8 protein-coding genes and 1 pseudogene are annotated in these 12,933 nt (G+C 42.2%); 2 read left to right on the top strand and 7 right to left on the bottom strand.

Annotated features, from left to right (window positions below; all coding sequences use genetic code 11):
* Nucleotides 1-2 precede the first annotated feature (2 nt).
* Complete coding sequence (locus MKX41_RS00355; RefSeq protein WP_339269592.1) at nt 3-2,657, top strand: cation-translocating P-type ATPase; 2,655 nt, start codon at nt 3-5, stop codon at nt 2,655-2,657.
* Nucleotides 2,658-2,774: 117 nt separating this feature from the next.
* On the opposite strand, the gene MKX41_RS00350 is transcribed toward MKX41_RS00355, so the two are convergent.
* Entirely contained in the window at nt 2,775-3,221 is a 447-nt protein-coding gene (locus MKX41_RS00350; protein ID WP_042185883.1) for a V4R domain-containing protein, read from the bottom strand.
* A gap of 388 nt (nt 3,222-3,609) precedes the next feature.
* Between MKX41_RS00350 and MKX41_RS00345 the strand changes: the two genes are divergently transcribed.
* The gene (locus tag MKX41_RS00345) at nt 3,610-5,487 is read left to right on the top strand and encodes an ATP-dependent DNA helicase (protein WP_340968058.1); all 1,878 of its coding nucleotides are present in this window, start codon (nt 3,610-3,612) and stop codon (nt 5,485-5,487) included.
* A gap of 203 nt (nt 5,488-5,690) precedes the next feature.
* On the opposite strand, the gene MKX41_RS00340 is transcribed toward MKX41_RS00345, so the two are convergent.
* From MKX41_RS00340 to MKX41_RS00315, 6 genes and pseudogenes are all read right to left on the bottom strand, one after another.
* Nucleotides 5,691-6,872, bottom strand: coding sequence for a sensor histidine kinase (locus MKX41_RS00340; protein WP_340968056.1), 1,182 nt, complete (start codon nt 6,870-6,872; stop codon nt 5,691-5,693).
* Nucleotides 6,873-7,419: 547 nt separating this feature from the next.
* Nucleotides 7,420-7,719 (bottom strand): annotated as a pseudogene (locus tag MKX41_RS00335) (MFS transporter); the annotation flags it as partial.
* Between the two features lie 260 nt (nt 7,720-7,979).
* Nucleotides 7,980-8,960 (bottom strand): ROK family protein, encoded by a 981-nt coding sequence (locus MKX41_RS00330; RefSeq protein ID WP_371915728.1) that lies wholly within the window; start codon nt 8,958-8,960, stop codon nt 7,980-7,982.
* Between the two features lie 305 nt (nt 8,961-9,265).
* Nucleotides 9,266-10,135, bottom strand: coding sequence for a carbohydrate ABC transporter permease (locus tag MKX41_RS00325; RefSeq protein ID WP_149647840.1), 870 nt, complete (start codon nt 10,133-10,135; stop codon nt 9,266-9,268).
* Nucleotides 10,132-11,055 carry a carbohydrate ABC transporter permease gene (locus tag MKX41_RS00320; RefSeq protein WP_076284357.1) on the bottom strand — a complete coding sequence of 308 codons (924 nt, stop codon included), beginning with the start codon at nt 11,053-11,055 and terminating at the stop codon, nt 10,132-10,134. The genes MKX41_RS00325 and MKX41_RS00320 overlap by 4 nt, the downstream gene beginning before the upstream one ends.
* A 74-nt stretch (nt 11,056-11,129) precedes the next feature.
* Nucleotides 11,130-12,533 carry an ABC transporter substrate-binding protein gene (locus MKX41_RS00315; RefSeq protein ID WP_340968054.1) on the bottom strand — a complete coding sequence of 468 codons (1,404 nt, stop codon included), beginning with the start codon at nt 12,531-12,533 and terminating at the stop codon, nt 11,130-11,132.
* Between the last annotated feature and the right edge of the window lie 400 nt (nt 12,534-12,933).

Here is a 12,933-nt window from a genome sequence, read left to right as displayed (position 1 = left end):
TAGTGGAGTATTACCGCAAGAATGTAACAGACAGTTTACAGGAAGTGCAGAGTACAACTAACGGGCTTACGTCGGCAGAAGTCGACAAACGACTGGAACGTGATGGTTACAATGAATTAAAAGGAAAGAAAAAAGATCCCCTCTGGAAGCTTTTTCTTGAAAATTTCAAGGACCCTATGGTGGTTGTACTGCTTATTGCGGCCATTGTCCAGATTGTTATGGGTCAAGTTATGGAGTCGCTTATCATTTTCCTCGTGTTGATTCTCAATGCAGTTATAAGTGTCATCCAAACTCGTAAAGCGGAGAGTTCACTTGATGCCCTGCAGCAGATGTCGGCACCCGAGGCTAAAGTGTTGCGGGATGGAGCCTTAAAAACCGTCCCTGCCAGAGAGCTTGTTCGCGGTGACATCGTATTACTGGAGGCTGGAGATTTCGTACCTGCCGACGGCCGTATCATAGAATCGGGAAGCTTGAAGATCAATGAAGGCATGCTGACCGGAGAATCCGAAGCTGTAGAGAAGCATACGGATACCATCGCGAAGGAATCTCCACTCGGAGACCGTCGTAATATGGCGTTTAGCGGTTCTTTGGTTGTATATGGCCGTGGAACTCTTGTAGTAACAGGAACTGCACTGACAACCGAAATCGGCAAAATCGCTGAACTCATTGAGAGCGCCGAAGCCAAGCAGACGCCACTACAGCGTAAGCTCGAAACCTTTAGCAAACAGCTGGGTGTAGCGATTATCGTGCTGTCCGTTTTGATCTTTGCCATCCAAGCCGGACGTGTTTGGCTGTCGAATGATACAGTGGATACCACGGAAGCCATTCTGAATGCCCTAATGTTTGCAGTCGCTGTGGCAGTCGCCGCTATTCCTGAAGCTCTATCCTCGATCGTAACGATTGTCTTATCCGTAGGTACGAATAAAATGGCTAAGCAACATGCGATTATTCGTAAGCTGCCAGCCGTCGAAGCACTTGGATCAACCAGTGTCATCTGTACGGACAAAACCGGTACTCTGACCCAAAATAAAATGACAGTTGTAGATTACTTTTTACCGGAAGGTGATCGTGATCAATTCAATCAAGAGCCCGAAGAATGGTCTGAGGAAGCCCGGCGCCTCCTACACATTGCCGTGCTTTGTAACGACTCTAACATTAATGAAGATGGTAAAGAACTAGGCGATCCAACTGAGGTGGCACTTATTGCCTTCAGTAACAGCATGAATAAAGATTACAAGGAAATACGCGATAATTTCCCTCGTGAAGCCGAACTTCCTTTTGACTCGGATCGCAAGCTAATGACGACCTTACACACTTTTAACGGACAAAAAGCAATGATTACTAAAGGCGGACCAGATGTACTCTTTAGTCTTTGTACGCATGTACTACTAAGTGGACAAGAAGTGCCGATGACACCGGAAGTTCTTGATCGTTTCATTGAAGCCAATGAGGAATTCTCCAGCAGAGCACTACGTGTACTTGCCTATGCCTACAAAACTGTACCAAATACAGTCACTGAAGTGGGGCTTGAGGATGAACAAAATCTGGTGCTCGTAGGCTTGACAGCTATGATTGATCCCCCTCGGGAAGCTGTCTATGGCGCGATCGCAGAATCCAAGAAGGCTGGAATTCGGACCATCATGATTACTGGTGATCATAAGACAACCGCACAAGCGATCGGACGCGATATCGGTCTTATGACCGAAAAAGAAATTGCCGTAACCGGTCAAGAGCTTGATGCCATGTCCGATGAAGAATTGGATAATAAGCTTGAGCAGATTGGTGTGTACGCCCGAGTCTCCCCGGAGAATAAGATCAGAATTGTCCGGGCGTGGCAACGAAAAGGCAAAATCACAGCCATGACCGGTGATGGCGTAAATGACGCGCCTGCCTTGAAGCAAGCAGATATCGGTGTTGCTATGGGTAGTGGAACCGATGTTGCTAAAGATGCGGCTGCCATGATTTTGACGGATGATAATTTTGTATCCATTGTGAATGCTGTGTCTGTAGGCAGAACGGTATTCGACAATATCAAAAAAGCGATCGCCTATTTATTTTCAGGCAACCTGGGTGCGATTATCGCTATTCTGTTTGCCCTGATCTTCGACTGGATTAATCCCTTCACAGCGATTCAGCTTCTATTTATCAATCTGGCGAATGATTCACTGCCCGCCATTGCCCTTGGTATGGAGAAACCTGAACCTAACGTGATGAATAGAAATCCAAGGGAACTGAAGGAAGGTATATTTGCCGGAGGAATGATGCAGGCTATTATTACCCGTGGTCTACTTATAGGTATAGCCGTAATTATATCCCTGTATATCGGACTCCAGCATTCCCCTGATATGGGCGTGGCTATGGCATTTACAACCCTGATCCTGTCTCGTACACTTCAGACCTTTGCCGCTCGCTCGAACAGTCAAACAGCTATTGAAGCTGGGTTTTTCAGCAACAAATACGTCATCGGAGCCGTTTTGGTCTGCTTTGCCTTTTACGGGATTGCGGTTCTGCCAGGAGTTAGAGAAATCTTCTCGATTCCAGCTTCATTCGGAATGTCCGATTGGCTGATTGCAAGCGGGCTCGCACTCGGCGCCGTCATCCTAATGGAATTGACGAAGGTTATTCGTAGAGCGTTTACTCCTAAATCAGCTTCTTAATCACAATTGAACAAAAAATCAAAACAGCGATTCTCCAAGGATGGAGAATCGCTGTTCTTCTGTCATTTACAGATCTGATTCAAACATCTGTAATATGATCGAAATATCACGTAAATTTTAATATTTGACTATGTATTCACAACATTCATCCCCATGAACATTACATTTCACTTCCCGGACGGAAACTCGTTTCCCACGTATTTTGCTAAGTGCTCCTTCGATAATGGCCCCCTCTAGGTCACATACCATTTTCCCTTCCATAATAGGTAACCCTTCGCAGAAACAATCGTGTACTGCAATTGACATTCCCTTGTCATCTTCATGGGTTATTATTGGGATCCCTATCTTCATTTGTTCGAATAACCCGAATAGTTCATTAACTGAGGTAACACCAAACTCTTCCCCAATTTTCCTTCCTATGGTCAACGTTGTGCCCTTACCATTCATGGGTAACGCTTGGTATAATCCAATAAGTCTAATCGTTCTGAAAAGCTCTAAAGGTACAGCATCACCCAAATTTTCTCTCTTTATTTTTTTCATATCTGTAAAAGTAAAATGATCCATGCCCGTAGCCTCCAAATTCTTATGTAATTTATATTTCAAATTTAATTAATATATTGAGTATAAACGTATCCAATAAATGCTTTGTGATCCTACGCACTTCCTATCTCTAATGATTGGAAGAACAAGGGTTAAAAATCATTATTTTATATTCTGACACTTGACTGTTAGCGCTTCATCTACGATAATTACAACCTCACCCAAAAAACTGGGACTGGAAGAAAATTGATTTTGAAAAGAGGCGGTCGTTATTAGCTGGTTAAGTGATCTATATAAATTACAGAAGCGGGAGCTAAAAAAGGACATCGAACCCTCTTTAGTCAATGCCATCTTTCGGATGTATGATAGATTTCCCAGGATTGGACTTAAAGAGCGGATCGGCCAGCAAGATATGTCTCTGGATATCGCTGATGCTTATATTAATGGTAGAAACGCAATGATTGAAGCTGGAGTCGGCATCGGTAAGTCCTTTGCATACCTCATTCCCAGCCTGCTCATTAACCAAGTCTCAAGACAACCGATCATTATTGCAACATCCTCCATACAACTTTCAGAACAGATTCATAAAGATCTGAGATTCATCGGAAGCCGGCTCGGATTTACATTGGTTCGCTCCGTAGTCGGAAAAGGCATGGGGCAATATGCTTGCCGATACAGGGCAACAGACCTGTTACAACCTGATGATTCAAGCTCTCCTCTATCTACGCTTGCCCAGCGTATTGTAAATTATGACATTGATGAGAGAGCAGATATTAAGGGCGGAGTTAGTGATGCAGTATGGTCTAATGTTTGTGTGAATGATTGTAAATTTGAACGATGCCATTATAAAAGTACATGTTCATTTTACGAGATGAGAGCGAAGATTAACGCCGACGCCAGCGACATGGATTTTATTATTGTCAACCAGGACCTGCTCATCCGTGATTTGATCAAGAAAAAAGAAGGAACGAAGGGATTAATCACTGAACGGCCAGCTCTGATCGTAATTGATGAAGCTCATAATCTGGAAGCAAAGGTTAGAGATGCTAGAACGCTCGAGTTTACATACCGGGGAACCTGCCGTATTCTGGATGACACCTTACAGATTCTCTTCAAGCAATCCGCAGATAACGGCCTTTTGCCGCAATTTAAATTTTTAAAAAGATGCGTGGGTCATATTTTCAAACAGGTAGAAGCGGATTTGCTGCAAACAGCCAAGCAGGATAATGACCGGATAAAAGTGTCGGAGATCACAGGGATTCCGTTAAAGCGGGGGGCTCAGGTTTTGAAAGAGTTTAACCTCAGCTTATCCGTCTTAACTTCCAAGCATGAGCGAGAGATCGATAATCTTTTTGAAGCCATGAACGGACTTATAGATCTCTTTGATGTACTCGCCGGAGTCCAGGATAACTACCTGATTTGGGGAAGCAATACCCAGCGTGAGGCCTCTATTAGTATCTGTCCTAAAGGCATAAGCCAGTTCCTAAGATATAGCTTATTTAACGGGAAAACATCTGTTATTTTAACGTCAGCAACCATGTGCCAAACCGGAGAAACACTAGAGGAACAATATGCATACCTGACGCAGTCGCTCGGTTACAAGGGAGATTATATGGAGCGCCAGGCTTCGCCGTTTGATTATGACAACCACACCATGCTGTATATTGCTAAGGACATCCCTTACTACAACCATCAGAACAAGGTAGGTTATCTTGAAGCGGCATACAAGGAAATGCTGAGGCTCTGTAATTTAACGGACGGACGGACATTGGTTCTTTTTTCAGCGAAGGAAGATATGAAGTACATTCATAATAAGTTAAAATCCGAGAAGCTAGCATGGGCGGTGCATGTTCAAAGAGAAGGATCGTCTCAGGACGGGGTGATCGCTGAATTCCGTGGCAGTAAAGGCGTCCTTCTTAGTACCGGTGTATTCTGGGAAGGCGTGAACATCGAAGGTTCTGATTTGTCGCAGTTAATTATTTTCCGTCTGCCCTTCCCTGTTCCTTCCGATCCTGTCTATGAATATAAGGCATCTTTGACGAAGGATCCCTTAAATGACGTTTTTGTACCGGACATGCTGCTTCGGTTAAGACAAGGAACCGGGCGACTGATCCGTAGTGAGACTGACCTTGGTGTACTCAGCATACTTGATTCCCGTCTGTCTGCTGCTGCGAAAAAGGATTACCGGGATAAGGCGCTGGAATCTTTACCATTTAAAAAGGTTACCGAGGATTTTAGAGTGCTGGAGAAGTTTGTAAAAGAAAAAGAGATACAACTTAGCGTTAAGTAGAACAGGCTGTACCGTCCTCTAAGGAACGCGTATTTTTGAATAGCGATACTGTGTATCGTTTGGATGATCCTTTTCAGCATGAAAAAAAACAAACAAGCCTGAAGAGCTTCTGTGCCAGGCTTGTTTATTTTTGCTGTATCAGCTCTCCGAAGCTGATGATCCATTTATCATCCTTCATTCAATCATTCAAATTGTTCGTAGCCTCAAATGTGATAATCATTTACCCAAGGCAAAATAACCATCACGCTAGTACCTACCTGAACTTCTGAGTCTACCTTAATTTGTCCCCCATACATTTCTATTAATTGTTTACAAATTGATAATCCAATTCCTGTCCCTTTTTGCTTGGTTGTAAAGAAAGGGTCAAATATTCGATTTAGTTTATCCAGTGGAATTCCTTCTCCATTGTCTTTAAAAATAAGGATAATTTCGTTAGTCTCATTAGCGGTGCTAACTGTAATGTCTATTCTGCCTCTAAACGCTGTGAATGAATCGATACTATTTTTTAAAATGTTAAGGATTACCTGTTCTAGTTGAGAGGCGTTTCCATACGTCATTACTTTCTCTAGAGAATACTCCACGGAAAGAATAATATCATCACTAAGTATGAGTTGATTCACGATGTTATTAACTCTATGTATAACCTCGATAACGTTATATACTACGCCGGTATTTTTCGAACTATCTCCTTTTCGAGCCAGTACTAGGAAGTCCGTTACTAATCCGTTCAGAGCATCAATCTCTTTAATGGTTATATCCAGATACGCACGCAATTCATCCGTCTTGATCTCCGGTTCATATAGCCTGTTATTTACAAGCTGGGCAAACCCTTTAATCGAAGCAAGCGGATTCCGTATTTCATGTGCCATACCAGCTGCCATTTGTCCCATAACAGCAATTTTTTGTTCATGCAAATTGTCAATCTGTTGATTTTTATTAGATAAATATCCCTTTGCAAAGCCCGTAAAACCGGTCCAGTTGCTTTCCATTAAACGATTATAAAAAAACAATCGAGTCGTAGAATCATCTTCCATCTCTTCAATGATCTTAAACATAATATTCTGAGCGATTAAGTTTAAATCCTTGCTCATTTCAAGTAAGATATCAAAATGATCACCGAATATTTCTGCAGTATAAATCCCTCGCTCCACCCCCTCTTTTTCTAGTAGGCTTAGGTATTGGTCGTAACCAAAGGAATCCAAGAACAGTGCCTCTATCATACTCATTAATATCGTGCTGAATGTTGAATCTAACAATTCCTTATGCGTCTCTATAAACCAGGCGGATTCGATATTTTTCATAGTTATAGAATGATAATGCCTATCTAAAATAATTGGAACAGCTAGGGTTAATGACGAACGTAATGCATTTGCTCTGTATGACATTTTCATCCTCCCTCTTTGTTGTTTTGTATTCAATATATATGTATATTTTCCTGCTTCAAAAGTAACAGTAAGTCACTATATTTCACAAAACCAATAGTTTTACTTAATTAATAATTATAAGCGCTATAAAAAATGCAACACCCCAAGCTATTCCGCCTGTAACGGAATGATTTGGGGTGTTGATTACTTGTATGATAAATCTATATAACCAAGGGGAGCTTGTTAGCCCCTACTTACCTTCAAAAGGCTAACCTTCCTCATACTAGTATAACTATGCAATTGAAACGATAATGTCTTTGTACTATCAAAAAAGCATTTGATCCAGGATCAAATGCTTTTTACGTTGCTCCTTGGTTATTCAAACAGATCATTCACGGAACGAATAGGCTTCACATCCATCGATTCCTTCGATGCGGCTAGATTCAAATACACTCCTACCCAGATGATTGCGCATAAAATGATATAAACCATCTCTTTATCCCCTCCCTTGCGTGGGTTTTATCAGCAATCTATTAATCGTCTCTGTACTCAAAAACATCAATGTTAGTAGGGCAAATACTATGAACCAGAGCATCGATGGAGCAATGAAAAATCCAAGTAGCGCAACCGCAGTAAGGAAACAACTAAACAATGTGATTCTACCCGTACCCAGACGCTCGACCATCCTTTTGCTGAACAGACTGGACACAATGGTCCCTCCCGCAATGATCATGGACACGATACCTGCCGAGCCAAGAGATGAACCAATCTCGGGCCAGATAACGGGCCATGCCGAGCCGAGTAAAGAGTCAGGAAGTCCTAGACTGATAAAAGCCAGATATATAATAATCAAAAACCAGGTAGACAAGCATGCTTTCCCCTCGTGATAAAAATGATTCGTTGCACGCGTAAAGAAATACATTCATACACTTAATAAATATACTTTATAAAGTCTATGTATGAAGTATGCGATATAAGCATTTCTTTGTCAAGCAACCCATTCACTGATCTGGAGCTGTATCATTAGTGTGCAGTGCATATCAGCAATTGGATCAATACTCATATTAAACACCTAAAAAAAGAGGTTGTCCCATAAGTCATTCATCTCATGACTTATGGGACAACCTCTTAATGGAGCTCGACCAAATCCGGCTCCAATGACTTCAATGTCAACCAGCGCAGGCCGGCCTCGAAGTCTTCTTGAAATGTATTTTGCATAACAATCTGTGGATAAATGGGCATAGGATGTCGAAGCTGATAAGCTTCCCAAGCAGATGTCCAGATTTCTAATTCCACCTTATCCTGATATATTACAATTTTGTCCGGAGCCAGAACAGCATTCAGGGTTTGGATAATCCGGCAGGCAGTATCGATGAACGTGTCCTTGCCCATCTCGAGACTCCAGTCAGGCATGTCGGGCAGGAATTTTATTTCCCCTGACATGCCCTGATTACCTTTAAGGATCTTTCCATTCAGATAGATACCCATGCCAGGTGGGTACCTGTTCGGAAAGTAAAGACCAAGCAAGTACTGTTCCTCTTCCTCTCCCTGGTTCATGCAATATCCGCTGATAGCTGCATTAACGTCATTTTCAACCAAGATAGGCAACTCAAATTGTTGCTCAATCTCTTGAATCATCCGTGAGCCAGTCAGCTCATGGTGGCTGCTGACTTTAATTTCGCCGTTGACAACCTGTCCCGGAATGCCTATGCCAATAACCTTGATAGAAGGATACAAGGCTATAGAGTGTTCAATAATATCACAAAAAAATTGTCTTTCGAAGACTGGAATGATATGTTCATCCTTCGCCAGAATCTCGTTCTCCAAATTCACAACGGTGGCTGAAATCAGTACCTGTCCCTCTTTATCCTTCAGATAAATAACCAGCCCGAGGCTGAAGTTGTAATTGTAGCGATAAGTTTGTGCTGGCCTACCGCCGTTTGATGGTACAGTCAAGTCTTCGAACAGCTCACCTAACTCGTGCAGCTCCTTAACTAATGAGTTTACTGTTACGACGCTCAGTTTGGTCAGTGCTGCCAGCTGGGGTTTGGTGGCTGTATTTATACGTTTCATCACTTGACGAACGTTGTTAAGATTAATTTCCTTCATTAAGTTGGCGTTTGCTGTTCTCATAAGCCCCCCTGCTCGATGAACGTATGGATCAATTCATCAGGTATTCCGTTTAAGTATGATTGTACCTTAATGTCGTCTAGTTTTCATCTTCATACCTTAAATACGACAGTGTTAACTATTATATCTCGGGGTCCATATTAACAAAAAAGCAACCTCCTTGTTGGCAAGTTGCTTGTAAAACGACTCTATCGTGAATCTCTAATTATCATCTAAATTAACGATAGCGCCCGATGGAAATTAAATCCTCCATGTCTTCTACTAGCTATCTTTAGCCATTAGAGTTAATTCTTTAATCCAGTCAAAGTGATTCCTTCTACGAAATATTTCTGACCAATCAGATAAAAAATGACGCCCGGCACAAAGGACATGCACGTAGCCGCCATCGTCAGTGACCAGTCCTGCTTGAGTTGGCCTCTAAAAGCGGTCAGTCCCAAGGCTATCGTATACTTATCGCTTGAGTTTATGTAAATCATCTGTTGAAGTAGATCGTTCCATAAACCGATAAAGATAAATAATGCGACGACGATCATTGCAGATTTAATTGCCGGCATAATAATACTGAACAAAATACGGAAATATCCAGCACCATCGATCGTTGCTGCTTGATCAAGCTCTCTCGGAATAGACATGATAAACTGCCTAATCAAAAAGATATTAAAAGCGCCACCGCCACAGAAATAAGGCAAAATCAATGGTAGATAGCTATCATGGATTCCTAAGCCCCTCGTCCACCCAATATATAGCGGAATGAGTGTAACCATTGCAGGTAAAAGCATCGAACCGACACAAAGTGCCCAAATCAATTTTTTGCCCCAAAAGCGCAGCCTTGCAAAGGCATAACCACATAAAGTGGCTGTAAAGGTTCCTGCCAAACAGGCGGGTACAATAATAATCATGGTGTTCCATAAATATTTCCAAAACTTAAATATCTCTAGCGTTTCTCCATAGTTTGAAAACAACCAATTTCCTGGCAGCAGTGAAGGTGGATATTTGTATATCTCGGCATTCGACATGAGCGATGTGCGAAATATCCACCAGATCGGAAAGAGCACGAGTATAGTAAAGAAAATGACAGCGACAAACGAGATCAGGTTCATCCATTGATTATTACGTTTTTTGCTCTTTAATCTTCCGTATGTGGCTACACTCATTTGTCATCGCCTCCTTCATTAAAGATCCATAAGTTGGAGGTTTTGAATAATACACCAGTAAAGCCTGCAAGAATAACAAAAATAACTAACGTTGTCGCACAAGCATACCCTAACTTGTAATTTACAAATGCTTGATCATACATTAGATAAGTCAAAAAACGTGAAGAATTACCCGGTCCGCCATTAGTTAATGCAAGAGCCGGCGTAACGATCTGGAGATTAGCAATTAAACTCATTAACAAATTGTAAAAAATAATGGGTGACATGCATGGCAATGTGATGTGCAAGAATCGTTTCCATCCGTTGGCACCATCCATTTCAGCCGCTTCATGATAGACGCCCGGAACATTTTGAAGTCCAGCTAAGAAAATAACAATTAAGTTTCCTGATAACCAGATCGATATCAAGGATAGAGAAGGAACTACATAGCTGGAATCAGCGATAAAAGAAACTTTGTTTAAACCAACTTCGGAGAGCAGAAAGTTGAAAAAGCCAAAATTAGCCTCGTATAGCCAGGACCATCCTACGTATATTGCAGCTGCCGGCAAAACGTATGGAACATAGAAAATCGCTCTAAAAAAACCTCGTGCCGGAATTTTACGATTCAGAAGCATTGCGATAAAAAGTGAATAAATCATACTTCCAACTACTGATAAAATGGCAAAGTAGATCGTCGCTATAATAGAATCTTTAATATAAGGATCGGTGGTAAATAGATTTATGTAATTCTCGATGCCCACGAATTTGGGTTTCGCCAATCCTGTCCAATTCGTCAAGCTGATTCCTAGCACCCCAACAAGAGGCAGATACGTCAGAAAGATCAGCCCGAGGAAGGCAGGAATCAACAGGATATACGCAACGCGTGCCTCACTTGAATTAATGCGTGAACGGCGCTTCGGAGATTTATTAATAGTTTCCATTTTTCTCTCCCCACCTGATGATCAAAATATGGCCGCCGCGTGTGTGAGCATAGCAGCGGCCATCCTTCCAGACCTTAGTTACTACCTTTATTCGCAGCTTTCAAAGCATCGAGGTTTTTCGTGATAGCATCCTTAGCGGTCGTCTTTCCAGTCCACACATCCCCTAGAATCGATCCAAGCAAGGTGTTAAACTCCGTCGTATGATTCGTATAGAACCACGATGCTGGTTTTACAGCAGAAGATTGAGCATAATCAACTACTGCAGATTTGTATTCTTCATAAGCAGGGAAGTTAGGGTTCTCTACCCATTTACGGGTAAGGGTTTCATCCGTATACCATTTCTCCAGCGTCGGCATCCAGATTCCTGAACTAATGAGTCCCCAGTTATTTTCTTCAGAGTTGTACCACTTCAGCCATTCCATCGCTTCTTTTGGATGCTTAGTCTGGGAGAACACGACATTGGCTCCACCCGTGTTGAGGGTAACCTTATCCTTCATGTAAGGCAATACAGCAACGCCATAGTTCAGGCCTTCTTCCTTGGCCTTATTCAGACTAGTTCCCACGTTCCACGCACCGTTAGTAGCCATGGCGACAGTTCCCGCGATAATGGTTCGTTGAATACCATCATCAGTCTGTCCGACAGACAACGGAGCAACATGATCCTTCAAGTAAAGATCTGCAACCTTCTGAATTCCCTCTATACTGGCGTCTTCTCCAATTCTCACCTCAGTCCCATCACCCGAATAGAACCCCCCGCCATTACCAAGCGCCCAGGTCTCGAGCTGCCATGGTAAGTTCTCAACGGATGCGCCAAACTGAACAATACTCTGCTCATTAAAGCCACTCTCATCAGGATGTTTACCATTTTTATCAATGGTCAGCTTCTTCGCTGTTGTTACAAATTCGTCCCATGTCCACGCTTTATCCAAAACGGCTGGAGGATAGGGTACATTGGCTTTGTCGAACATGTCTTTATTGTAATAGAGGAGTAAGATTTCATTGGCAGCCGCATAGGCTACGGTTTTCCCTTGATATTTGTAGGCTAAGCTATCCAGTGGTTTGCTGTCGCTTCCTTCATACATTGTATTTACATCATTCAGCATGCCTTGGGTAGACCACTGAACGACACCATCTTCCCTGAGCATCCCTGTATCAGGCAATTGCTCTGCCGTTGCCATTGTATTCAGCTTGGTCATGTAGTTTTCCCAAGGGATCGCTTGTACTTCTACTTCAATTCTGTCTTGAGAAGCATTAAACTTATCCGCCACTCCCTGGGTTACATTTCCCTCTTCCGCACTTCCCCACATCGAATAGATAATCTTGACCTTCTCCTCAGGCTTGGAAGTTGCGTTCTCGGATGCTTTAGGTGCATCAGTTGCCTTGGTTGCTGTGTTTTTCTCGTCTTTCGCACACCCAATGACACTTAATGCTAGTGTAGTTGAAAGAATACCTACCCCGAATACTTTACCTACTCTCAATTCCCTCTCCCCCTTCATAATTACTTAGATATGTCTAACCGTTTGCCCCCCTAAGTAATTGAGTTAAACGTTTAGTACCAACTTTTTTAATAATTTCAACCTTTGCTTCGAATCCGAAATTTTGACCAGTTGATACGACATTTAATATCGTGATTTTTTTTAAAAAAGTGGTATAGAGTATTCATGAACTTGGGATGTTTTTATGAAGTAAGCGCTTTATTGATATTGTGTCATGATTTTCCATTAGGGAAAATAGCATTTTTCAACCTGATTTTTAAATATTTCAACTTTAAAGATTCATCTCTTTCATAGCGGCAGAATCAGCGGATCAAAATATTCACTTGCAGCAACGTTAATAAGCAGAGCCGCACTCCTACCCCAACAGGAGAAGCACTGCTCT

This window comes from Paenibacillus sp. FSL R5-0475, assembly GCF_038004585.1.
GTDB lineage: Bacteria > Bacillota > Bacilli > Paenibacillales > Paenibacillaceae > Paenibacillus_AQ.
This window is presented reverse-complemented; position numbering and strand designations above follow the sequence as displayed.

Coding starts and splice junctions, on each gene's coding strand:
- MKX41_RS00350 (WP_042185883.1), bottom strand. CDS start 3,221: ATGGATCATTTTACTTTTACAGATATGAAAAAAATAAAGAGAGAAAAT.
- MKX41_RS00345 (WP_340968058.1), top strand. CDS start 3,610: ATGTCTCTGGATATCGCTGATGCTTATATTAATGGTAGAAACGCAATG.
- MKX41_RS00340 (WP_340968056.1), bottom strand. CDS start 6,872: ATGTCATACAGAGCAAATGCATTACGTTCGTCATTAACCCTAGCTGTT.
- MKX41_RS00330 (WP_371915728.1), bottom strand. CDS start 8,960: ATGAAGGAAATTAATCTTAACAACGTTCGTCAAGTGATGAAACGTATA.
- MKX41_RS00325 (WP_149647840.1), bottom strand. CDS start 10,135: ATGAGTGTAGCCACATACGGAAGATTAAAGAGCAAAAAACGTAATAAT.
- MKX41_RS00320 (WP_076284357.1), bottom strand. CDS start 11,055: ATGGAAACTATTAATAAATCTCCGAAGCGCCGTTCACGCATTAATTCA.